Source organism: Sphingomonas sp. BL-S-29, assembly GCF_055521495.1.
In genome coordinates this window covers 4,302,178-4,324,639 of sequence record NZ_CM145482.1, presented here as the reverse complement: position 1 = coordinate 4,324,639, position 22,462 = coordinate 4,302,178, and the positions used below count along the sequence as shown (strand labels likewise).

The 22,462-nt window shown below is 66.3% G+C and carries 26 protein-coding genes; 18 read left to right on the top strand and 8 right to left on the bottom strand.

Annotation, left to right across the window (positions count from 1 at the left end; all coding sequences use genetic code 11):
* Window positions 1-323: 323 nt before the first annotated feature.
* Entirely contained in the window at window positions 324-1,691 is a 1,368-nt protein-coding gene (locus ACZ1I2_RS20530) for a sensor histidine kinase (protein WP_465176020.1), read from the bottom strand.
* Window positions 1,688-2,353: a response regulator gene (locus ACZ1I2_RS20525; protein WP_465176021.1), complete on the bottom strand. Its 666-nt coding sequence runs from the start codon at window positions 2,351-2,353 to the stop codon at window positions 1,688-1,690. Before ACZ1I2_RS20525 ends, ACZ1I2_RS20530 begins: the two co-directional genes overlap by 4 nt.
* 181 nt (window positions 2,354-2,534) lie before the next feature.
* Between ACZ1I2_RS20525 and ACZ1I2_RS20520 the strand changes: the two genes are divergently transcribed.
* Window positions 2,535-3,086: a hypothetical protein gene (locus ACZ1I2_RS20520; protein WP_465176022.1), complete on the top strand. Its 552-nt coding sequence runs from the start codon at window positions 2,535-2,537 to the stop codon at window positions 3,084-3,086.
* Between the two features lie 148 nt (window positions 3,087-3,234).
* Here the strand turns inward: ACZ1I2_RS20520 and ACZ1I2_RS20515 are convergent, their stop codons facing one another.
* Window positions 3,235-3,732, bottom strand: a complete 498-nt coding sequence (locus ACZ1I2_RS20515; RefSeq protein ID WP_465172331.1) for a winged helix-turn-helix transcriptional regulator — start codon at window positions 3,730-3,732, stop codon at window positions 3,235-3,237.
* 91 nt (window positions 3,733-3,823) lie between these two features.
* On the opposite strand from ACZ1I2_RS20515, the gene ACZ1I2_RS20510 reads away from it, so the two are divergent.
* The 8 genes from ACZ1I2_RS20510 to ACZ1I2_RS20475 all read left to right on the top strand — a co-directional run bounded on the left by ACZ1I2_RS20510 (window position 3,824) and on the right by ACZ1I2_RS20475 (window position 10,611).
* Window positions 3,824-4,468, top strand: a complete 645-nt coding sequence (locus ACZ1I2_RS20510; protein WP_465172332.1) for a dihydrofolate reductase family protein — start codon at window positions 3,824-3,826, stop codon at window positions 4,466-4,468.
* Between the two features lie 12 nt (window positions 4,469-4,480).
* Complete coding sequence (locus ACZ1I2_RS20505) at window positions 4,481-5,140, top strand: glutathione S-transferase family protein (protein WP_465172333.1); 660 nt, start codon at window positions 4,481-4,483, stop codon at window positions 5,138-5,140.
* Between the two features lie 83 nt (window positions 5,141-5,223).
* On the top strand, window positions 5,224-6,744 hold the full coding sequence (locus tag ACZ1I2_RS20500; protein ID WP_465176023.1) for a fumarate hydratase: 1,521 nt from the start codon (window positions 5,224-5,226) through the stop codon (window positions 6,742-6,744).
* A gap of 3 nt (window positions 6,745-6,747) precedes the next feature.
* Complete coding sequence (locus ACZ1I2_RS20495; RefSeq protein ID WP_465176024.1) at window positions 6,748-7,233, top strand: hypothetical protein; 486 nt, start codon at window positions 6,748-6,750, stop codon at window positions 7,231-7,233.
* 66 nt (window positions 7,234-7,299) lie between these two features.
* Window positions 7,300-7,725: an endonuclease domain-containing protein gene (locus ACZ1I2_RS20490; protein WP_465172336.1), complete on the top strand. Its 426-nt coding sequence runs from the start codon at window positions 7,300-7,302 to the stop codon at window positions 7,723-7,725.
* Window positions 7,726-7,727: 2 nt separating this feature from the next.
* A complete protein-coding gene (locus ACZ1I2_RS20485; RefSeq protein ID WP_465172337.1) occupies window positions 7,728-8,648 on the top strand; it encodes a DMT family transporter in 921 nt (306 codons plus the stop codon).
* A gap of 31 nt (window positions 8,649-8,679) precedes the next feature.
* The gene (locus ACZ1I2_RS20480) at window positions 8,680-10,047 is read left to right on the top strand and encodes an MFS transporter (protein ID WP_465176025.1); all 1,368 of its coding nucleotides are present in this window, start codon (window positions 8,680-8,682) and stop codon (window positions 10,045-10,047) included.
* Between the two features lie 108 nt (window positions 10,048-10,155).
* Window positions 10,156-10,611, top strand: a complete 456-nt coding sequence (locus ACZ1I2_RS20475) for a hypothetical protein (protein WP_465176026.1) — start codon at window positions 10,156-10,158, stop codon at window positions 10,609-10,611.
* Window positions 10,612-10,642: 31 nt separating this feature from the next.
* On the opposite strand, the gene ACZ1I2_RS20470 is transcribed toward ACZ1I2_RS20475, so the two are convergent.
* Entirely contained in the window at window positions 10,643-11,086 is a 444-nt protein-coding gene (locus ACZ1I2_RS20470; RefSeq protein WP_465176027.1) for a DUF3617 domain-containing protein, read from the bottom strand.
* Between the two features lie 83 nt (window positions 11,087-11,169).
* On the opposite strand from ACZ1I2_RS20470, the gene uvrB reads away from it, so the two are divergent.
* From uvrB to ACZ1I2_RS20445, 5 genes are all read left to right on the top strand, one after another.
* Window positions 11,170-13,362 carry an excinuclease ABC subunit UvrB gene (gene uvrB, locus ACZ1I2_RS20465; protein WP_465176028.1) on the top strand — a complete coding sequence of 731 codons (2,193 nt, stop codon included), beginning with the start codon at window positions 11,170-11,172 and terminating at the stop codon, window positions 13,360-13,362.
* Window positions 13,363-13,443: 81 nt separating this feature from the next.
* The gene (locus ACZ1I2_RS20460) at window positions 13,444-13,863 is read left to right on the top strand and encodes a DUF4357 domain-containing protein (RefSeq protein WP_465176029.1); all 420 of its coding nucleotides are present in this window, start codon (window positions 13,444-13,446) and stop codon (window positions 13,861-13,863) included.
* A complete protein-coding gene (locus ACZ1I2_RS20455) occupies window positions 13,860-14,147 on the top strand; it encodes a type II toxin-antitoxin system RelE/ParE family toxin (RefSeq protein ID WP_465176030.1) in 288 nt (95 codons plus the stop codon). The genes ACZ1I2_RS20460 and ACZ1I2_RS20455 overlap by 4 nt, the downstream gene beginning before the upstream one ends.
* Complete coding sequence (locus ACZ1I2_RS20450; RefSeq protein ID WP_465176031.1) at window positions 14,116-14,436, top strand: HigA family addiction module antitoxin; 321 nt, start codon at window positions 14,116-14,118, stop codon at window positions 14,434-14,436. Before ACZ1I2_RS20455 ends, ACZ1I2_RS20450 begins: the two co-directional genes overlap by 32 nt.
* A 30-nt stretch (window positions 14,437-14,466) precedes the next feature.
* Complete coding sequence (locus ACZ1I2_RS20445; protein WP_465176032.1) at window positions 14,467-14,757, top strand: addiction module antidote protein; 291 nt, start codon at window positions 14,467-14,469, stop codon at window positions 14,755-14,757.
* A 71-nt stretch (window positions 14,758-14,828) separates the two neighbouring features.
* Here the strand turns inward: ACZ1I2_RS20445 and ACZ1I2_RS20440 are convergent, their stop codons facing one another.
* From ACZ1I2_RS20440 to ACZ1I2_RS20430, 3 genes are read right to left on the bottom strand one after another with little or no spacing between them, the layout of a single operon-like run.
* Window positions 14,829-15,275 (bottom strand): carboxymuconolactone decarboxylase family protein, encoded by a 447-nt coding sequence (locus tag ACZ1I2_RS20440; protein ID WP_465176033.1) that lies wholly within the window; start codon window positions 15,273-15,275, stop codon window positions 14,829-14,831.
* Window positions 15,272-15,673 carry a cupin domain-containing protein gene (locus ACZ1I2_RS20435; protein WP_465176034.1) on the bottom strand — a complete coding sequence of 134 codons (402 nt, stop codon included), beginning with the start codon at window positions 15,671-15,673 and terminating at the stop codon, window positions 15,272-15,274. Before ACZ1I2_RS20435 ends, ACZ1I2_RS20440 begins: the two co-directional genes overlap by 4 nt.
* Entirely contained in the window at window positions 15,660-16,538 is an 879-nt protein-coding gene (locus ACZ1I2_RS20430) for a catalase family peroxidase (RefSeq protein WP_465176035.1), read from the bottom strand. The genes ACZ1I2_RS20435 and ACZ1I2_RS20430 overlap by 14 nt, the downstream gene beginning before the upstream one ends.
* A 19-nt stretch (window positions 16,539-16,557) precedes the next feature.
* Here ACZ1I2_RS20430 and ACZ1I2_RS20425 point away from each other — a divergent pair, with 19 nt between their 5' ends.
* The 4 genes from ACZ1I2_RS20425 (at window position 16,558) to ACZ1I2_RS20410 (ending at window position 22,099) form a co-directional block, all read left to right on the top strand.
* On the top strand, window positions 16,558-17,664 hold the full coding sequence (locus tag ACZ1I2_RS20425; RefSeq protein ID WP_465176036.1) for a helix-turn-helix domain-containing protein: 1,107 nt from the start codon (window positions 16,558-16,560) through the stop codon (window positions 17,662-17,664).
* A 246-nt stretch (window positions 17,665-17,910) separates the two neighbouring features.
* Window positions 17,911-20,046, top strand: coding sequence for an outer membrane protein assembly factor BamB family protein (locus tag ACZ1I2_RS20420; RefSeq protein ID WP_465176037.1), 2,136 nt, complete (start codon window positions 17,911-17,913; stop codon window positions 20,044-20,046).
* A 241-nt stretch (window positions 20,047-20,287) separates the two neighbouring features.
* Window positions 20,288-20,506 (top strand): hypothetical protein, encoded by a 219-nt coding sequence (locus tag ACZ1I2_RS20415; RefSeq protein ID WP_465176038.1) that lies wholly within the window; start codon window positions 20,288-20,290, stop codon window positions 20,504-20,506.
* Between the two features lie 45 nt (window positions 20,507-20,551).
* Complete coding sequence (locus ACZ1I2_RS20410) at window positions 20,552-22,099, top strand: PQQ-dependent sugar dehydrogenase (RefSeq protein ID WP_465176039.1); 1,548 nt, start codon at window positions 20,552-20,554, stop codon at window positions 22,097-22,099.
* Here the strand turns inward: ACZ1I2_RS20410 and ACZ1I2_RS20405 are convergent.
* Window positions 22,085-22,459: a PRC-barrel domain-containing protein gene (locus ACZ1I2_RS20405; protein WP_465172351.1), complete on the bottom strand. Its 375-nt coding sequence runs from the start codon at window positions 22,457-22,459 to the stop codon at window positions 22,085-22,087. The genes ACZ1I2_RS20410 and ACZ1I2_RS20405 overlap by 15 nt on opposite strands.
* Window positions 22,460-22,462: the final 3 nt, after the last annotated feature.

Sequence of the window (22,462 nt, the reverse complement as noted above, 5' to 3'; positions counted from 1 at the left end):
AACCCCCATCCTATCATTTCAGGGGCGCCCAGGGAGAACGAATTATGCCGTGCCCGCACCACAGGGTGCAGGGTGGAAGCATGCCGCAATATGGGGTCGCGGTGGTCGTTCTACCAGTTCTTGGGTTCGCCCCCGAACTCAACCCCAACAGATTGTGCCCATTCCGGCGGGGACGCAAGACGGTAAATGACAGTTACGAGACTCGGTTCGTCGCTAATTTGAGTCGGTTCATGGCATCGCCAAAACGGTGCAGCGCAGCGACGCGTGGAGTTCTGCGGGGTTCGTGAAAGGCAAGAGAACGAACATGGAACATGACTAAATTTTCACATTCCACCGGCTCCGGCTATCGGCAGCGTAACGATCGCGCGCAGCCCGCTTGAGGGGGATGCCTCCAGCGCCAGGGTGCCGCCATGGAGTTCGGCCAGTTCGCGCACGATGGAGAGGCCGAAGCCATGACCGTCGCCGCTTTCGTCGAGTCGGCGGCCGGGGCGCAGCGCCTCGGCGCGATCCGCGGCGGCGATGCCGGGCCCGTCGTCCTCGATGACGATTCGTGCCCGGCCCGGGGGACCGGGTTCGGCCGTCAGCACGATTCGGCCGGCGGCCCAGCGCCAGGCATTGTCGAGCAGATTGCCGAGCAGCTCGTCCAGATCCTGCGGGTCGATCGCCACAGCGAGGCCGGCGGGGATCGAGCGGGTAAAGGCGATGGCGCGGTCGGCATGGATTCGGGCGAGCGCCGCGGCAACGCCGTCGACCGCCGGTTCGATCTGGGTGTGCCGCCGCCCCGCGCCGCCTGAGGCATCGGCGCGCGCGCGGCCGAGATGATGGCGGATCGATCGGTCGATTCGCGCGACCTCGGCCGCCATCGCCCCGTCCGGGTCGCGGCCCTGCTCGTTCAGGCGGAGCGCAAGCGCGGCGAGCGGCGTCTTCAGTCCATGCGCGAGATTGGCAACATGGCCACGGGCATTGGCGAGCGCGGCGGCATTCTCGGCCAGCAGGGCGTTGAGCTCGTTCGCGAGCGGCTGGAGTTCGGCGGGCTGGTCGGTAGGCACGGCCTGCGCCTGCCCGGCGCGGACCGAGGCAAGCGAAGCCCTCAGCGCGGCGAGCGGGCGCAGGCCGAGGCGAAGCTGGACCAATGTCGCTGTGGCCAGCGCGAGGCCGAGCAGGGCGAGCGAGCCCAGCAATGGCGTCATGGCGGCCCGCAGCGGCCGCTCGACGATCGCGCGTGGGGCCGAGGCAGCAATCCGGACCGGGCCGGCGCTGGTCTGGACGGTCAGGCTGCGAGCGTGGCGGGCGCCCCCCGTCGCGTCGCGCCAGTCGAGCGGCTGGGGCTCGCCTTGCTCGTGGCGGCGGCGGTGATGGTCATCCGCGTCCGGGGGCGGCGGTTGCTCGATCTGGGGCAGGTCGGCCGAGGCGAGGGTGACGGCGGGGGCGTCGATCCGCCAGCCCCAGCCCGACCCGGTGCGATTGAACGGTGCGGGCGAGACGATGCGTGCGCGATCCACCGATCCATCGGGGCCGACCGCCGTGGCGAGCAGCGCGACCTGGGCGTCGAGGCGCTGGTCGAGGCCCTGCATGACGAAGCGTTCGAGCACCGCGCCGATCGCCAGCGCGGCAAAGGCCAGCGCGGCGATCGTCGCGAGCGCGGCGAGGGCGGCGAGCCTGCCGAACAGCGAGCGCGGCATCAGCCTCATGGCTGAGTCGCCGTCAGGCGATAGCCGCGGCCGCGCACCGTCTCGATCAGGTCGCGGCCGATCTTCCGCCGCAACCGGCCGATGATCACCTCGAGCGAGTTGGAATCGGGATCGGCATCGCTCTCATAGACATGGTCGAGCAGGTCGAGCCGGTCGATCACCGCTTCCTTGCGCAGCATCAGCGCCGACAGGATGCGCCATTCGAGCGCGGTGAGCTTCAGGGGCAGGCGGTCGAGCTCGAACTGGCCGGTCTGGGCGTCGAAGCGCAGCGGACCGCAGGCGATTACCGTGGCGGAATGGCCGGCGGCACGGCGGATCAGCGCGCGCAGGCGCATCACCAGCTCCTCGACGCGGAAGGGCTTGGTCAGATAATCGTCGGCCCCGGCGCGGAATCCCTCGACCTTGTCCGACCAGCCGTCACGCGCGGTGAGGATCAGCACGGGCAGGCTGCGCCCGGCGGCGCGCCATTCCTGCAGCACGGCGATGCCCGGCTTCACCGGCAGGCCGAGATCGAGCACGGCGGCGTCATAGAGGCCGGTATCGCCGAGATGCGCGCCGTCCTCGCCATTGCCGGCGATATCGACCGCGAAATTCTCCGCGCGCAACGCCCGGGCGATGCCGTCGGCGAGCGCGGAGTCGTCCTCGACCAGCAGGATGCGCATCCGGGTCCTTTCTCCTTTGCGCTGAGGCGCCCCCTCTCCGTTCGCTCAGCCCGAACGGGGAAGGGGTATCCGCCCAATCGCTAAGCCCGCGCCTTAAACCGAAACTGAACGGGGAGGTTCAGCGGGGCGTGGGCACGCATCGCTATCACGGCGTCACTCAAAACCCATGGAGTGAAACCGAATGACTGAAGACATCACCGCGAAACCCGTCCGCAAGCCATCGCTTCAAATGGCGCTTGCCGCCATCGCCCTGCTCGGCGCGGGCGGTGCCGTGGGCGCTACCGCCGCGCGCATGGCCGGCCCCTCGATCGAGGTCGCGCCGCTCAACCCCGTCGCGATCGCCTCGCTCAAGACCGGCGAGGGCCTGGTCACCGTGCGCGGCAAGGTGGGAGAGGTGTATGGATCCAACTTCATCCTGGCTGATGGGAGCGGCCGCACGATGATCGAGGGCGGGCCGCGATCCGACGCGCTGGTCACGACCGGTAGTTCGGTGACGGTGCAGGGCCATAAGCAGGACGGCATGCTGCGCGCGTCCTTCCTGGTTGCGGCAGACGGCACCGTGACGCCGCTCGGGCCGAGGGGCCATGAGCCTCGCGGCCATGGCGGGCATCATGGTGGTCCAGATGGTCCAGATGGTCCTGGTCGCGATGGCCCGGACGGTCCGGATCGCGGCGGGCGTGACGCGCCGCCGCCCGCTGCTCCGGCCGCGACTGTCGGCAACAGCGCCGGGTAACAGCCCAACGTCTCCTCCGTCATGCCGGACTTGTTCCGGCATCCATTCTGCGGCGAGGCGCAACATCCATAATCGGGCGTTGCGCTCGCGGATGGATGGACCCCGGGACAAGCCCGGGGTGACGGATGTGAGTGGGGGCAGACCGAGCTTACGCCCCCCTGATCGCCTCATAGGCCGCCTGAAGCCGCATCGCGACGCTCGGCCGGCCCGTCGGCGGCGTGCCGAGATGCTCGGTACGCAGCTCGTCCATGAAATCCGCCCACATCTCGGGGCCGCCTTCCTCCAGCAGCTGCGCGCGAATCGCCAGGTCGGGCGTGACCGGCAGGTGCCGCCGGCCCCAGGCGCCGAGCTGCGCCATCAGCGGCACGAGCTGGATCGCCGGCTCGGTCAGACTGTAGAAATGCTTCTGCTTGTGGCTCGGATCGTCGGTGATGGCGAGAAAGCCCGCCGCGACCAGCTTCTTCAGCCGGTCGGCCAGGATGTTCGAGGCGATCCGTTCCTCCGACGCGCCCAGCAGCTCGCGGAAATGGCGGCGATGGCCGAACATGATGTCGCGAATGACGATCAGGCTCCATCGATCGCCCAGCGCCTGGATGGTAAGGTTGATCGGACAGCCCGATCGCGGATCGTCGATATGGATCGTCATGACTGGTTGCAATATAGGATCGGTTTGCTAGAAGACAACCGGTTGTGATTCGAAAGCGGTTTGAGCCGACAGCATTTTCAGGGAGAGCGTGATGACCAGGGTTCGCGTAAACGCCTATTCGATTTCGGTGGACGGCTTTGGTGCTGGTATCGAGCAGAGCCTGGCAAATCCCATGGGCGTGGGCGTCGAGGGGCTGCACCAATGGGCCTTTGCCACCAAAACCTTCCGCACGATGTTCGGCCAGGACGGCGGGTCGACCGGTATTGACGAGGGTTTCGCTTCCCGCTCGATGGAGGGCCTCGGCGCCTGGATAATGGGCCGCAACATGTTCGCCCATAGCCGCGGCGACTGGACCGATGATGGCTGGGAGGGCTGGTGGGGCGACACGCCGCCTTATCATTGCCCGGTGTTCGTTCTCACCCATTATGCCCGTCCACCGCTCGAGATGGACGGCGGCACCGTCTTCCATTTCGTCACCGAGGGGGCCGAAGAAGCGCTGCGGCTCGCCCGCGAGGCGGCCGGCGACCGCGATATCCGCATCGGTGGTGGCGCCGAGACGATCCGCGAATATCTGACCCTCGGCGCGATCGACGAAGCGCATCTCGCGATTTCGCCCATGCTCATCGGCAAGGGCGAGGCGCTGTTCGTCGGGCTCGATCTGCCGGCGCTCGGCTATAAGGTCGGCGAGCAGGTCCTGGGCGAGAACGCGACGCACATCGTGCTGACGAAGCAATAAGGAGAAATCGACATGACGCTCGCGCTCTACGCCCATCCGTTGTCGTCCTATTGCCACAAGGCCCTAGTCGCGCTGTACGAGAACGACATTCCCTTCGACTACAAGCTGCTCGACGGCAGCGAGCCCGTGGCGAGCGCGTTCGCTGCCCTGTGGCCGATGAAGCGCTTCCCGCTGCTGATGGACGGTGAGCGGATGGTGGCGGAAGCGACCGTGATCATCGAATATCTAGGGGTGCACTATCCCGGCCCGGTACGGCTGATCCCGGACGATCCCGATGCCGCGATCGAGGTGCGCATGCTCGACCGCTTCTTCGACAATTATGTGATGAACAGCCAGGGCCGCGTCGTGTTCGATTTCATCCGCCCGGAAGGCAATCACGACCCCTATGGCGTCGCCGAGGCGAAGGCTATGCTCGACAATGCCTATGCGTGGCTGGACAGCTGGTTGGAAGGGCGCGAATGGGCCGCGGGCGGCGCGTTCAGCATGGCCGACTGCGCGGCGGCGCCAGCCTTGCTCTATGCCGACTGGACTCATGCGATCCCGGAGCGGTTCGCCAATGTCTGGGCGTACCGGACCCGCCTGCTCGCGCGGCCGTCCTATGCCCGGGCGCTGGACGAGGCGCGTCCCTATCGGCATTATTTCCCGCTGGGGGCGCCGACCGACCGGGATTGAGCGCCTCTGTCGGGCTGCCCCCCTTGGCCGCGCCGGGCTGCGCGCATAAGGCGTCGTGCGACTCACCACCGCACGGACCCGATATGACCACCATCATCCGCGAAGCCGACCTGATCGAGAGCGTGGCCGACGCGCTGCAGTTCATCAGCTATTACCACCCGATGGATTATATCCGCGCCCTGGGCGTGGCGTATGAGGCGGAGCAGAGCCCGGCGGCCAAGGATGCGATCGCGCAGATCCTGACCAACAGCCGCATGTGCGCCGAGGGGCATCGCCCGATCTGCCAGGACACCGGCATCGTCACGGTGTTCGTGAAATGGGGCCAGGATTGCCGGCTCGAATCCGACAGGTCGCTGCAGGAAGTGGTCGATGAGGGCGTGCGCCGCGCCTATCTCCACCCGGAGAACAAGCTGCGCGCCTCGATCCTCGCGGACCCCGCCTTCACCCGCCGCAACACCAGGGACAATACGCCGAGCGTCCTGCACGTCGAGATGGTGCCCGGCAGCAAGGTCTCGGTCGATGTCGCGGCGAAGGGCGGCGGGTCGGAGAACAAGTCGAAGTTCAAGATGATGAACCCGAGCGACTCGATCCTCGACTGGGTGCTCGAGATGATCCCGCAAATGGGCGCCGGCTGGTGCCCGCCGGGCATGCTCGGCATCGGCATCGGCGGCACCGCGGAAAAGGCCATGCTGCTCGCCAAGGAAAGCCTGATGGGGCCGATCGACATGGCGCAATTGAAGCAGCGCGGGCCCCGTAACGACATCGAGACCCTGCGCATCCAGATCTTCGACGCGGTCAACGCGCTCGGCATCGGCGCGCAGGGGCTGGGTGGGCTCTCGACCATCCTCGACGTGAAGATTTTCGACTGGCCGACGCACGCCGCGTCCAAGCCGGTGGCGATGATCCCGAACTGCGCGGCGACCCGCCACGCGCATTTCACGCTCGATGGGTCGGGTCCGGTCTATCTCGAGGCGCCGAAGCTCGACGAATGGCCCGATGTGAACTGGACCCCTGACCAGGCCGCGATCCGGGTCGATCTCGATACGCTGACGCCGGAGGTGGTGCAGCGCTGGAAGCATGGCGACCGGCTGCTGCTCAACGGCAAGATGCTCACCGGGCGCGACGCCGCGCACAAGCGCATCAAGGACATGCTCGATGCCGGCGAGGAGCTGCCGGTCGAGTTCAGGGGCCGGGTGATCTATTATGTCGGCCCGGTCGATCCGGTCGGCGAGGAAGTGGTCGGCCCGGCGGGCCCCACGACGGCGACGCGCATGGACAAGTTCACCCGCATGATGCTCGAACAGGGCCTGCTCGCGATGGTCGGCAAGGCCGAGCGGGGCCCGGCCGCGGTGGAGGCGATCCGCGACCACCAGTCCGCCTATCTGATGGCGGTCGGCGGCGCGGCCTATCTCGTCGCACGCGCGATCAAGGGTTCGAAGATCGTCGGCTTCGAGGACCTCGGCATGGAAGCGATCTACGAATTCGAGGTCAGCGATTTCCCGGTGACGGTGGCGGTCGACAGCGCGGGACAGAATGTCCACCAGCTCGCGCCGCTGGTCTGGCGAGAGAAGATCGCGCGGGAGAAATTGCTGGCGGGCGTCTGAGCCGTGGCCCGCATCGTCCTCCAGTCCCCGCTCGCGCCCGACGCGATCGCGACGAAACTGAAGGAGGTGCTGGGCGATCGGACCGCGAAGCCGGCCAAGGGCGTGACGGGCCGGGGCTCGGAACAGGACATGACGCTGTTCTATTTCCGCCCCAACATCCAGAACAGCTTCCAGACCAGCCTGACCGCGACGATGGAGCCCGCCGGTGGCGGCGCCCGGATCGAGGGCAAGATCGGCACCCCGGCCAGCGCGCGGCTGTTCATGGGGTGCTGGTTCGGGTTCCTGACATTGTTCCTGGGGCTGGCCGGTGGCAGCATGATCGCGTCCGGCGCGCCGCTCGGCGAGATGCTGCCGTTCCTGGCGATCCCGCTCGGCATGATGGCGTTCGGGGGATTGCTCTGGCGGCTGGGCACCTGGACCGCGAAGAAGGACGAAGCGGCGATTCTGGCATTCCTCGCGACGACGGTGGCGGCGCGGGTGGTGGATTGACCACGTCACCTTTCCTCCCCATCGCAGATGGGGAGGGGAACCGCGCTCTTGCGCGGTGGAGGGGAAATGCCGGCCAGCCGCAAGATTGTGGAACGTGCGAGGAAATTACGCCGCGTGATGACGGCGCCGGAGGTGCAACTGTGGCAATGGCTGCGTGGCCGGCCCGATGACTTCAAGTTTCGGCGGCAGCACCCGACAGGGCGATATGTTCTCGATTTCTACTGCCCGGCGGCGCGGCTCGTCATCGAGGTGGATGGGGAAGCGCATAATCGAGGAGATCAGCCCGCGCGCGACATCGAGCGCGACGCGTGGTGTGCTGAGCAGGGCTTCCGGGTCCTGCGCATTCCCGCGACCCTGGTGATGAACGATCTGGACAGCGTTACCCGCGGGATAATGGCCGTATGTCACGAACAATTGTCGCGCCTTCCCCTCCACCATTCGCCGGAAGAGGCGAATGGTCCCCCTCCCGATGCTTCGCATGGGGAGGAATAGGGTTGATCACCTCTCCCATCTGGCTGCCGGCGACCGTCGTCGCCGGCGCGCTGCAGGCGTGGCGGACCGCTGTGCAGAAGCGCGTCAGCCACGGCATGTCGGTGAACGCCGCCGGGCTGGTGCGTTATCTCTATGGCCTGCCTTTCGCCCTGATGCTGGTCGCGGGGTACGAGCTGGTTTTTGCGTCGGGTGGCTTCCCGGCGCTGGGTCATCGCTTCCTCCTGTTCTGCGCCGCCGGCGGGCTGGCGCAGATCGTGGCGACCAATTTGCTGCTCCTGGCATTCGGCTATCGCAACTTCGTCGTCGGCACCGCCTATTCGAAGACCGAGGCCGTGCAGGGCGCCATCCTGTCCTTCCTGCTGCTCGGCGAAAGGCTGAGCCCGCTGAGCTGGGCCGGCATCGGCTGCGGCGTCATCGGCGTGATGGTGCTGTCGACCGGCGGCAAGCGCATGGGGCCGGTGGATTTCCTCCGCGCGCTCGGCCAGCCCGCAGCGCTGTGCGGCATCGCCTCGGGCTTCTTCTTCGCGCTGACCGCCATCGCCATCCGCCGCGCGACGCGGGAGGTGGCGACCCCCGATCCGATCCAGGCCGCGCTGATCGTGCTCGCGGTGACGGCCAGCCTGCAGGTGCTGATGCAGGGCAGCTATCTGATGCTGCGCGAACGCGATCAGGTCCGCACCGTGTTCGCCGAATGGCGTGTTGCGGGGCAGGTCGGGCTGCTGTCCTCGCTCGGATCGGCCTGCTGGTTCACCGGGTTCGCCACCGCGCCGGTGGCGTTGGTGCGCATCGTCGGCCAGGTCGAGGTCGCCTTCACCTTCGCCTTTTCGCGCTTCTATCTCGGCGAGCGCATGATGCGCAGCGAAGGGCTCGGCCTGGTCCTGGTGGTGACGGGCGTGGTCCTGGCGCTGGCCGGCGCGTTATAGAGTGAACACCATGAGAGCCGGGAGCTGATCGATGACGGACGCGGGCCGGAAGGCGGGGAGTACCGGTGCGCTGATCGCCACCGTGCTCGGGTCGAGCGTCGCGATGATCGACGGATCGGTGGTCAATGTCGCGCTGCCGGCGATGGCGCGCGGCCTTGGCGCCGACAGCAGCGGGGTGCAGTGGATCGTCAACGGTTTCATGCTGCCCCTGTCGGCCTTGGTGCTGATCGGCGGGGCGCTGGCCGACGGGGTCGGGCGCAAGCGGACCTTTCTCTGGGGCTTGCTGGCCTTCGCTATAACCACGCTCGGCTGCATCGCCGCGCCGACGCTCGGCTGGCTGATCGCCGCGCGGATCGGACAGGGGATCGGTGCCGCGCTGCTGGTGCCGGCGAGCCTCGCGATCCTCGGCGCCGATTTCGAGGGCGCGGCGCGCGCCCGGGCGATCGGCACCTGGGCGGCGGCCGGCGCGATCGGCGGCGCGATCGGCCCGGTACTCGGCGGCTGGCTGGTCGACCATGTCGGCTGGCGCTCGATCTTCGCGCTGATCCTGCCGATCGCGGCGGCCGCCTTCGTGATGGGGTGGCGCTATGTCCCGGGCGGGCATGACAAGGATGCGACCCCGCCCGACTGGTACGGCGCCGCGCTCGCCACGGTCGGGCTCGGCCTGCTCGTCTGGGGCCTGACCCTGATGACCGCGCACGACCGCGGCACCGGCGCCGCGATGATCGCCGGCGGCACGATCGCGCTGATCGCCTTCGTGGCGCTCGAGGCGCGGCTGGGCGATCGCGCGATGGTGCCGCTCGCGCTGTTCGGCACGCGGACCTTCACCGGGCTGACCCTGCTCACCTTCCTGCTGTATGCCGCATTGTCGGGCTCGCTGTTGCTGCTCCCCTATCTGCTGATCGCGCATGGCTGGAGCGCGGCGGCGGCGGGCACGGCGGTGCTGCCCCTGCCGCTGATCATGGGCCTCGGTTCCCGCAGCGTCGGGGCGCTTGCCGCGAAGATCGGCGCCCGGCCGCTGCTGACGATCGGGCCGATGGTGACGGGCGCCGGCTTCGCGCTGTTCGCGACGATGCCGGGCGAGGGCATCGACTATGTCCGCCACGTACTGCCGGGCATGATGCTGGTGGGGATCGGCATGACGACGGCGGTCGCGCCGCTGACCACGACCGTGATGGCCGCGGTCGATCACCGCCACACCGGCGCTGCCTCGGGCGTCAATAACGCGACCGCGCGGATCGGCGGCATGATCGCGGTCGCGCTGATCGGGCTGGTGCTGACCGGCGACGGGCGCGGCGTGTCGCTCGGCGCGTTCCACGGCGCGGCGCTCGCAGCGGCGGCGATGGCAGCAGGCGCGGGGCTGTGCGGGTGGCTGCTGGTGCGGGTTAAGCAGGTCTAGCCCCGCGTTCGTTCGAGCGACGCCGAGGAACCGGGAGGAACCCGAAACGGAGAGGCTTGGGCCCGGCGCGCGGCGGTGATATGCAACCGGCACCGGGGGGGAAGGACATTGGCCGAGCGGGTCGCGCTGCGCGGATATGACACGACATTGGATCGCGCCGGGCTGTCGCTCGGCGCGGGTGCCCTGATGGGCGGCGCGTTCGCCAGTATCCTGGTCGCGATCGGCGGGCCGCCGTTGCTGCTCGGCATCGCCGTCGGTTTCGTCATCGGTATGGTGATTACGGTAATGACGGCGGTCGCGGTCGCCGCGCCCTTGTGGCTCGTCGCGCATGCCCTGAACCGGCGCGGCCCGGCCATCGCCGCGCTGATCGGCGGGCTTTGCGGTCTCGCGCTGTTCCTCGGCGGCCAGACCTATGGCTTCGGCCTGTTCGCCCTGCCGGCCACCGACACGCACACCTTGCTGTTCCGCTGGATCGGCGCGATCGCAAGCTGCGTGATCCTCGCGGGCATGTCGGCGGCGATCGGGCTGGTGATGTGGCGCGTCGCCTATCGGCGGACCGGCTGAACGGCCCCGAATCGAGCCCCGCCGATCCGGTTCAGCAGGCGCCGATGCGCCGGGCGACCGTATGCGTCCTGGTCGTCATGCGCATCCTGCCCGTCATCACCGACTTGCCGCTGATGTCGAGCGACGTCGCCGTATAGGTCCCGTTCGACGTGACGGTCATGCCGCCGCTGCCGAAAGTGCAGGCCATCACCCCGGTCAGCCGGCCGCCGCTCGCGTTGAAGCTGGTGTACTGGCACTTGCCCTTGCTCGCCTCCATCACGCTGCGCGGCCCGTTCGCTGCCTGTTGCGGCGTGACGCACGCCGTGGCGACCTGCGGCGGCTGGCCGCGCATCCCGGCGGCTACGCCCGGAGGCCCGCCCTCCATCTGGACGTCGAGGATGGTGACCGTCGTCTGCCATTTGCCCGGCTGGATCGGCAGGCTGCCCGAGGCGGCGAGGAGGAGCAGCAAGGGCGCGGCGGCAAGGAACCTGTTCATCGCATTTTACTCCGAAACGGAAGTGACACGCGACCGATCCCGTTCGTTGCGGGTTGGCGTCTTCCTCCCCATATTCGCTGACTATGGCAATCCAGATTCGCACCAGCCTCGAAGAGCCCGAGACGGGCGTCAGCTTCGTTCCCCATCGCCCCGCGCGCCCGCCCAAGGCGGAGGGTGGCAAGAAGTTCAAGCTCGTCTCCGAATATACCCCGTCGGGCGACCAGCCGACCGCGATCGCGGAGCTGGTCGAACAGACCGAAGCCGGCGAGCGCGACCAGGTGCTGCTCGGCGTGACCGGATCGGGCAAGACCTTCACCATGGCCAAGGTGATCGAGGCGGTGCAGCGCCCGGCTTTGGTGCTCGCCCCGAACAAGATCCTCGCGGCGCAGCTCTATGGCGAGTTCAAGAGCTTCTTCCCCGAGAATGCGGTCGAATATTTCGTCAGCTATTATGATTATTACCAGCCCGAGGCCTATGTTCCCCGGTCGGATACGTACATCGAGAAGGAAAGCTCGGTGAACGAATCGATCGACCGGATGCGGCATTCGGCGACGCGTGCCCTGCTCGAGCGCGACGACGTCATCATCGTCGCCTCGGTCTCGTGCCTGTACGGCATCGGCTCGGTCGAGACCTATTCGGCGATGATCTTCGACCTGAAGAAGGGCCAGACGGTCGACCAGCGCGAGATCGTGCGCAAGCTCGTCTCGCTGCAGTACAAGCGCAACGACGCGGCGTTCCAGCGCGGCAATTTCCGGGTGAGGGGCTCCAACCTGGAGATCTTCCCGTCGCATTATGAAGACACTGCCTGGCGCGTGTCCTTCTTCGGCGACGATATCGAGGAGATCGTCGAGTTCGATCCGCTGACCGGCAAGAAGGTCGCGAGCCTCGATTATGTGCGCGTCTATGCCAACAGCCACTACGTCACGCCGGGCCCGACGCTGAAGCAGGCGATGGAGGCGATCAAGCACGAGCTCGCCGAGCGGCTGAAGGAGCTGGTGCCGGAAGGGAAATTGCTCGAGGCGCAGCGGCTCGAGCAGCGCACCAATTTCGACCTCGAGATGATCGCGGCGACGGGAAGCTGCGCGGGCATCGAGAATTATTCGCGCTTCCTCACCGGGCGTATGCCGGGCGAGCCGCCGCCGACGTTGTTCGAATATCTGCCCGACAATGCCCTGCTGTTCGTCGACGAAAGTCATGTCACGATCGGCCAGATCAACGGTATGTCGCGCGGCGATCACCGCCGAAAACTGACGCTCGCCGAATATGGCTTCCGCCTGCCCTCGGCGATCGACAACCGGCCTTTGCGCTTCAACGAATGGGAGGCGATGCGCCCCCAGACCACTTATGTCTCGGCCACGCCGGGCGGGTGGGAGATGGAGCAGACCGGCGGCGTGTTCGCCGAACAGGTCATCCGCCCGACCGGGCTGATCGATCCGCCGATCGAGATCAAGCCGGTCGAGGAGCAGGTGCAGGACCTGATCGTCGAGGCGAAGAAGACGGCGGAGGCGGGCTATCGCACCCTGGTCACGACCTTGACCAAGCGCATGGCCGAGGACCTCACCGAGTTCATGCACGAGGCGGGCATCAAGGTCCGCTACATGCATTCCGACGTCGAGACACTGGAACGCATCGAGCTGATCCGCGACCTCCGGCTCGGCGTGTATGACGTGCTGGTCGGCATCAACCTGCTGCGCGAGGGGCTCGACATCCCCGAATGCGGGCTGGTCGCGATCCTCGATGCCGACAAGGAAGGGTTCCTGCGCTCCGAGACCTCACTGATCCAGACCATCGGCCGCGCCGCGCGCAACGTCGACGGCCGGGTGATCCTCTATGCCGATCGCATCACGGGCTCGATGGAGCGCGCGATGAACGAGACCAACCGGCGCCGCGAGAAGCAGCTGATCTACAATGAAGAGCACGGCATCACCCCGCAGACGATCCGCCGCAACATCGGCGATATCATTCAGGACGTGGCGAGCCGCGACCAGGTCACGATCGAAATCGACGAAGACCGGCCGCACATGGTCGGCCACAATCTGCGCGCCTATATCGAGGACCTCGAAAAGCAGATGCGCGCGGCCGCAGCGGACCTGGAGTTCGAAACGGCCGGCCGCCTGCGCGACGAGATCAGGTCGCTGGAAGCGGAGGAGCTAGGCTTGCCGGCAGACGAGCACCGTGCCCCGGTGATGGGCCGCTCCAACGAGGGCAAGCCGGGCACACGCAAGACGCGCTACGGCAAGAGCCAGAAGATGCGGATGGGTGGGGGACGGCGGTAGGTCTAAGGGCTCGCAGCGGCCTAGCGAGCTACTCGACAATATAACGCTATAGCGCTATAGTATGCTCTGAGAGGGCGGGCTATGACGCAGATTGAAATAGATTTCGAGGTATTTAAGGCTCTTACGTCGATGCGGCCGTCCGAGGCGGTTTCCTATAACGATGTGATTCGTGAGCTGCTTGGTCTGGAGAAAACGCTCGGAAGAGCAATCAACGAGACACTACTCAGAAAACCTCCCAGCGACCGAAAGGGCTATTCGTTTAGGGGGTTATTTCTCCCGGACGGAACCAAGCTTCGGGTAATTTACAAGGGCAACACATATACCGCTGAAATTAAGGGCGGACGCTGGATTGACGACAAGAATGTGGAACACGTCAGCCCATCAGCTGCTGCTCGATCTGTGACTGGAAACAGCGTCAACGGCTTGTTGTTCTGGAGCGCCAAGAGGCCAAATGACAGTGGTTGGAAGAAGCTGAACGCCTTGTCAGGCTTTAGCCAATGATCGTGAGTTTCGACGATGATCAGGCCGAGCTGATTTGGAATGGCGAACGTAGCCGCAAGCTGCCGTCCGACATCCAGCAAACCGCGCGTCGCAAGCTGCGGCAGCTGAACGCCGTCGCGCGCCTCGACGATCTCCGCATCCCGCCCGGCAACCGGCTTGAGCAGTTGAAAGGCTTTACCCCCTTACGATATAGCATCCGGATCAACGACCAGTGGCGTGTCACTTTTGGCTGGTCGGACGGAGGCGCGGACGATGTCCGGATCGAAGATTATCATCGCGGATGAGGATCGGCTGGACAACGTCCATCCGGGCGACATCCTGCGTCATGATTTCCTGATCGGCAGCGATATCGGCGTGGCAGAAGTGGCCGAGGGCGCCGGCATCGACGAGAACCGCCTTACCCGCCTGCTCGACACAAAGCTGAATATCGATGCGGCCCTGGATGCGCGGCTGACGCGCTATTTCGGTATGAGCGAGGGCTTCTTCCTGCGCCTCCAGAACAGCTACGATCTCGAAGAGGTGCATCGGCGCGACGCAGCCGAACTCGACCGCATCGTTCCCCGGGCTGCCTGAATTTCTGCGCTCGAACTGGCTGACGAACCGATGACCCTTGAGACGACACCGTTTGATCCAGCGGAATATCTCGAGACCGAAGAGGATATCATCGCCTATCTCGACGCGTCGATGGAGGGCGGCGACCCCGGAGTCATCGCCAGAGCTTTGGGAGATGTGGCGCGGTCGAAGGGCATGACCGAATTGTCCCGTAAAACGGGCGTGGGTCGCCAGGCGCTGTACGCCGCCCTTTCGGCAAACGGCAATCCGACGCTGGAGACGTTGACCTCGGTATTGGCCGCGATGGGGTTGCGGTTGAGCGTCGGCAGGGCGGCTGCCTGATCGCGGCCGCGCGTCTCCGCGTAGATCTGCTGCCGTCGGCATATCGAGTTTGGCGGCAGTCGCCGGCGGGATCAGGGGCGGGCGTCAGGGCCGCGTCGGAAGCTGATGGCGATCCGGTTATAGGCGTTGATGAGACCGATCGACAGGGTCAGGTCGGCGACTTCCTTTTCGGAGAACTGGGCGCTGACCGTCGCGAACAGGTCGTCGGAGATCCGGGTACCCGCCACCAGCGTCACCGCCTCGGTCCAGGCCAGTGCCGCCCGCTCGCGCTCGCTGAAGAGGGGCCCGGCCTCGCGCCAGGCGGAGACCAGCAGCAGCTTCTCGGCAGGTACGCCGGCGGCAAGGAGATCGCGGCTGTGGCTGTCGATACAATAAGCACAGCCGTTGATCTGCGAGGCCCGCAAATAGACCAGGTCGACGAGTGCCTTGGGCAGCCCGCAGCCACTGACATACATGTAGACGCCGCCAAGGGCCTTCATGCCGTTCGGCGCGAGGTGCTGATAGTCGAGCCGCATCATGGGTGGCCGTCCGTGATCTTGAGCGGTTCGCCGTCGCTGGAAACGAAGGTTACCAGCAGTCGCGCGGGCCGGGTCGCGCTGGCGTTGGCGGTGAGGAGATGGTGCGCGCCCGGTTGCTCGGTCCAGCCCTGGCCCACGCGGTAGGTGCGCGCAGGCTCGCCCGCGAGCCGGCTCCGCACGGTGCCCGCGAGCACATAGGCATAGACGAAGGCGCTCCCATGCCGATGGGGCGCCGCGCGCGCGCCCGGCGGGAAGGTTACGACAGCCGCCGTGAACCGCTTGCCTGCGATGCCGGGAAGCGCCTGCGAGACGAGCGGCGCTACGCTTTCCTCGGGCACCGGCGCGGCGCCTGGCGCGGCCAGGAGGAGGAAAAGGGCCGCGACGCTATTGGCGTTCATGGAAGGAGACCGGATAAGCCGAATTGCGGATCGTGACCATTGGGTCGGCGATGCCGATGCCCGGCGGCAACGCGCCGGGCAGGAACAACAGGTCCCGATCGGCGGCCGCCGAGTTGGACGCGGCCTGGTCGATCGTGATGACGCCGAGCTTCACCAGGCGCCGGTTCTCGGGCCATGCCACCGACGGATCGTCGATCTTGTCGGTGGCCTCGCCGATTTGCGCGAACCAGGTGAACCGGACCGGGGCCCTGACGACGCGGGCAGTGATGTCATCCATCAGATAGGTCGGGGTGCGTCCCTGCAGCGTCGCGTCGCTGAGATAATGCTCGCCGGCCTCGGGCACGAAGCGATATCGCACCGGCCGGCTTTTCCCCGCTGCGTCGGTGAAGAAGAAGGCGTTGACCCCGAAGAACGCAGTGGTTGCGAAGCTCTCCGGCGGCGGCTTCTGGGTGGTGAAAAAGGCTTTTGCCGCGGCGTGCGACCCAAGGAACGTCTCGAAGGGTGTCGGCGAGGCCGTGCCCGCGGGGCTGTGGCCGAGCGCCTGCAGAAGCGTGCTGAACTCGGTCGCCGTCTTCACCGGGAAGCCGTTGAAACTATGATTGACGATGTCGAGGTTCGATCCGTCCGCCATCAGGAACTTGACCGCGAAACCGCGCGGGTTCGCGCTGCCGCTGGTATCCGGAATATCCGGCAGGCCCGTGAAGTCCGAGAATCGGACGATCACCGGCACGGCGCGCGCAAACACCGCCGCGATCGACAAGCTACCCGCCTCGGGGCTGGGGTCGAAATGGCCCCGCAAGATGACGCCCTTGGTATGGACGGCACGTGCATGATGCTCGCCAAAGGCCCCATGGAAGTCCTCCACCAGCTGAGCCGGGAGGCGTTTGGGAGGCGCCTGTTCCGTCTGCGCGTTCGCCGCAAGGGAGGCGCAGCACAGCGCAGCGATTGCGGCCGCCATCGAGCGAATAGCCAAGTACCTTCTCCCCAGTCGTTCGATTGATGCTGCGCCAGGCGGGCCGCTCAAGTCTGTTCCCAAATTGCTATTTTGGGCCGATACCGATTTCTGCTCCGGCGGAGTTCTGGTGATGCAACTGGAAGATCAAGGCGGAGCCAAATATGGGGCCAGGGATATCCTGGCCTCGTCCGCTACCTGCGAGTGGCGGGGACTGGCGGTGGATCATCGCCATCACCCGAAAGGCGAGGTGGGGTCCTTCCAGCCGCTGCATCTGGAAATCGCCATCGCGACGGGATGTGATCCGGATTGTGTCGTCAGCCGGACCGGCGATCGCATCCGCCAGCATACGCGGGTGGAGCCAGGGACACTATGGTTCTGTCCGGCAGGCGTGCAGGAAGACGATATCGTCTTGTCCGAATGGCACGATGCGCTTCACATTTACCTGCCCCCCGCTCGCTTCGTCGACCTTTCCGAGGTGCGCGGCGGCGCGGCCTGTCGTCCCGAGGCCGTACCGTATCTCGGCGGCTTCTATGATGAACGCCTCCGCCGCATCGGCGCGGGGTTGCTCCGCGAGCTCCACGCGCCCAGCGCGGCGGGCCCGGTGTTGATCGACACGCTATCGACCGAACTGACCGCTTGCGTCGTCGACGGCTATTCCGCCGACGCGCGCAGGCGGGGAAGTGATGAGGGCGGCCACAAGCTCGACGGCAGGCGGCTGCGCCGTGTCCTCGACTATATGACCGCCCATCTCGAGGACGATGTCGGACTCGAGGATCTGGCTCAGGCAGCGTGCTTCAGCACCTTTCACTTCATTCGGATGTTCACCAGCACCACGGGCGTGCCGCCACACCGTTATCTGAGCCGCATGCGGCTCGAGCGCGCCAAGACATTGTTGTCGCTGCGGACGATGCCGATCGCCGAGATTGCGCTGGCCTGTCGTTTCTCGTCCCAGTCGTCCTTCACCCGCGCCTTCCGCCGCGCCACGGGAACGACACCGCAAATCTATCGTCAGCAATCATGGTGTCCGCCCCGCTGACGTGTGGGCCGACCGGCGTCCCCGGTTAGCTGCCGCCAGGAGCGGGTCGATCACGGCATTTCGCGTCGATTTTCAAAAGCCATTCACCGATCGGCGCCCTCCGCACGGCGAGCCCAGAATCATATACTATACAATCCCATTGCGTGCGGCGGTGACTCATGCATATTCGCGCCGCCGGCGCTTTCGCGTCGTCCGACGCTCCTGGTGGACCTTGGGCGTTATCATTCGCGCTTGTTGAAAGTGACCATGACGACTCCTATCAGCCGCCGCCAAGCTCTCCTGTCCACCGCTGCCGCACTCGCCGTCGCCCCCTGGGCGGCCCGCGCCGAGGCGCAAGCTGCGCTGACCGGCGGCACCGGTACCGCACCCGCCAAACCGCCGGCGGACACCGACTGGATCGGTTATGGCAATGATCTGGCCTCCACCCGCTATGCCGGCCTGGACCAGATCCATGCCGAGAATTTCAACAATCTGGAGGTCGCCTGGCGGTTCAAGACCGACAATTTCGGGGCTCGCAAGGATTCCTATTTCAACGCCACCCCGACCGTGGTGAAGGGTCGCCTCTACGGGACCGTTGGCGTGGACCGCTATCTGGTCTGCATGGACGCCGGCACCGGGCAGCTCATCTGGACCTACCGCCACGACGAGAAGGGCCGGCTCGGCGCCCGCGGCGGCTCGGGCTGGGGTGTCGGCTATTGGACCGACGGCACGGTCGAGCGGATCCTGTACGTCACCCGCAGCTATCAGCTGATCTCGATCGATATCAAGACGGGCCTGCCCGATCCCGCGTTCGGCACGGGCAATGAAGTGGATCTCCGGCTCGACTGGGATCACGAGGTCGATCCCAAGGCGCCGGTCGTCGGGCTGCACGCGCCGCCCCTGGTGGTGAGGGACACCGTCGTCGTCGGTACCGCGTCGTCCTCGACCGGCCCCGGCTATCTGCGCGGCTTCGACGTGCGCACGGGCAAGCGGAAGTGGATTTTCCACACCGTGCCGAAAAAGGGCGAGTTCGGCTACGACACCTGGATCAAGCCGGGACAGGCCGAGACGGCGACGAACACCGGCGTGTGGGCGATGATGTCCGCCGATCCGGAGCTGGGTCTCGTCTATGCCGGGGTCGAGCTGCCCCAGGCCGACTGGATGGGCCTCACCCGGCACGGCGATGCGCTGTTCACCGAGACCCTGGTCGCGCTCGATATCGAAACGGGCGAGCGCCGCTGGCATTTCCAGACCGAGCATCACGGGCTGTGGGATCGCGACATCGCCTGCGCGCCCGTCCTGATGGATGTCCGCCAGGGCCGGAAAGTGATCAAGGCGCTGGCCCTGCCCAGCAAACAGGCCTTCCTGTTCGTGCTCGACCGCGCGACGGGCAAACCGGTCTGGCCGATCCGCGAGGAGAAGGTGCTGCCCGGCGACGTGCCCGGCGAATATTATGCGCCGACTCAGCCCGTGCCGTCGCGGCCGCCGCCGTTCGATCACCAGGGCGTCACGGCTGACGATGTGATCGACTGGACGCCCGAGCTGAAGGCACGCGCGCTCGAGATCATCAGCCACTACCGGCTGGGCGGGCTCTACCGGCCGCCGACCATCGCGAAGCCCGAGGGGCCGTGGGGCACGCTGATGACGCCGGAAAATCAGGGCGGCGCGAACTGGGCCGGCGGCGGCTGCGATCCGGAAACCGGCATCTTCTATATCTATTCGAAAACCGTGCTGCAGAATTACGCGATCAGGCAGCTGCCCAATGGACGTCTTGTCCCCGGAGGCAGTACGTCGCGCGGCACGAACGACAATATGGGTGCGGCCTTTGGCGGATCGGCGAATCCGGGCGGACGCGCGGGGCTCGGCGGGCCCGTCGCGCCCAACGTGAAGGACGGACTGAACGACCCGATCACCCCCGATCTGCTCACCATCGGCGGCATGCCGATCCTGAAGCCGCCTTACGGCCGGATCACCGCGCTCGACCTGACGCACGGCACCAAGCTCTGGCAGGTCGCGCACGGCGAAACGCCCGACTTCATCCGGAACAACCCGCTCCTCAAGGGCGTGACCATCCCGCGCACCGGCCAGTCCGGCATCCTCGGCGTCCTGGTGACCAAGACCCTCGTCATCTGCGGCGACAGCGGCGAATTCACCGACGAGCAGGGGCGCAAGGCGGCGCGATTGCGCGCCTATGACAAGATGACGGGGCACGAGGTCGGCACGGTCTTTCTCGATCAGCCGCAGACCGGCTCGCCGATGACCTATATGCTCGGTGGCCGTCAGCATATCGTGCTGGCCAGCGGGGGTTTCGATGGTGGAGAGTTCATCTGCTACCGCCTGCCAGCGCCTCGTGCGGCGGGGGCGCCGCGAACCGAAGCGCCGCGTCCGCCGATCACGGATTGATCGCGAAGACGGTCTTGTGGACGGTCGATTCAACCGCGGCCCGAATCGTCGCATCGTGAGACTAGTCGGCGTTTGAAGAAATGCCGGCTCGCTCTTTCCCATGACGGTTCGGCACCGTTGCCTCGTCCGTCCCTGCTATTGCGAAACACCCCCTGTTAACGGCGCGGGCCTGCCCTGTTATGCGTGACCGCCGCCCTGTTATTCCGGAACAGGGCAGGCGCCATTCAAAACATTGAAATGTATGAAAAATATCTCCAACAAAGTTGGAAATAACAGGGCAAGAAAAAAATTCACCCTGTTCCACCCTGTTGATGGCCAGGAACAGGGCCGCGGTCGCCTGCCGGCGGCGCCCGGGCTGGTCGGCTTCGGCCGCCGACAACAGCGCCAGTCCGGCGGCGATAGGGCACGGGCCGGAGCAACGGACCGGAAGATCGCGCGTTTGCTGCTTCAGGCGGCCTGAACGCGGGGGGCGAATGATTTCCCGCGCGGGCCGTCGGGAGGATTTATGTCGGCCTTTTCATCCCTGTCGCGGCGATCGACCTGCGGCTTCACGCTCGCCCTGTTGCTTGCCACATCGGCCTGCGGCGGCGGCGGGGGAGGAGGTGGTGGCACGCCGACCCCGACGCCCGCCAACCAGGCCCCGAGCTTCACCTCCGCGGCCACCGCCAGCATCGTCGAGAACGCCACCGACGCCTATCAGGCGGCGGCGACCGATCCGGACGGCAACCCGCTGACCTACAGCATCGCCGGCGGGGCCGACGCCGCGCGCTTCTCGATCACCGCGGCCGGGCTGGTGCGGTTCGTGTCGCCGCCCAATTTCGAGGCGCCGGCCGATGCCGGGCAGGACAATGTCTATGACGTGCAGGTTGGCGTCACCGACGGGCAGGCGAGCGCCACGCGCGCCGTCGCGATCACCGTCACCAACAGCAAGGAAGGCATCCAGGTCCGCCGCGTCGGGACGGGCTTCAACCAGCCGCTCTATGTCGCGCCGATCCCGGGCGACACCCGCGTCATGGTCGTGGAAAAGGGCGGCAACCTGATCCTGCTCGATCCTGCGACCGGCGCCAAATCGCCGTTCGCCACGATCGAGAATATCTCGACTGACGGGGAACGGGGCCTGCTCGGCGTGGCGTTCGGCCCGGACTATCTGACCAACGGCTTCTTCTATGTCTATGCCACGAACAATGCCGCAGGTGGCAACAATGGCGATATTTCGATTCGGCAATATCGGCGCCTGAGCAACGGATCGGTCAGCCGGTCCAATACCGTCCTCACCATTCCGCATACCGCCAACAACAATCACAATGGCGGGTGGCTCGGGTTCGGACCCGATGGCTATCTCTACATCGCGACCGGCGACGGCGGCGGTGGCGGCGATCCGGGCAACAATGCCCAGAATACCAGTTCGCTGCTCGGCAAGATCCTGCGGATCGAGATCGTCGCCGATCCCTTTGCCGGCGCGTCACCGCGCTATTTCGACGTGCCCGCCGACAATCCCTTCGCCAGCGGCGTCGGCGGCGCGCGCGAAGTCTATGCCTATGGCTTCCGCAATCCGTTCCGCGCGTCCTTCTGGGGCAGCAATCTGCTCATCGGCGATGTCGGCCAGGATGCGTGGGAAGAGCTCGACCTGCTCCGCCCGCAGGACAAGGGCGGCAATTATGGCTGGCGCTTCCGTGAAGGGACGCATGCCTTCAATGGCACCGCGCCTGCTGGACTGATCGATCCGGTGCTCGAATATGGCCATGGCACCGGGCCGAAACAGGGCAGCACGATCACCGGCGGCTATGTCTATCGCGGGCCGGTCGCCTCCCTCACCGGTTCCTATGTCTTCGCCGATTTCATCCGTGGCGGCATCTTCACCGTGCCGGCGAGTACGCTTACGCAGGGCACGACCCTGGGTGCGGCCGGCTTCGAACGTCGCAACGAGGATTTCGCGCCCGATATCGGCACGATCAACCAGCTCGCCTCGTTCGGCGAGGATGCGGCGGGCAATCTCTACCTCGTCGATCTCGATGGCGAGATTTATAGGGTGACGGCGTCACCCACCGCCTAGCGAGAGGTCTTCGATCGCCGTGCCGTAATAGCTCGCCACACGATTGGCATAGTCCTGGTCGAACAGTGGCGGGTTGGCGGCCCAGCTCGGCCCGCCTTCGAGCACCTTGCGGTCGATCGTGACGAGATAGATGTCCGCTGCCGGCTCGTACGCGAGCAGGCTGAAGGGCAGGGGATAATAGGCCTTGCCCATGCCCAGGAAGCCGCCGATCGTCAGCACCACATAGGCCGTCCGGCCGGTTCGTTTGTTGATCAGAAACTCGTGGACCGATCCGACCTTTTCGTTGTCGCGCGTTCTCACTCTGATCGTGTCACTCCGGGTCGAATAAGCGAGAAGCTGCACGGGCTGGTCTTTGGACATGGT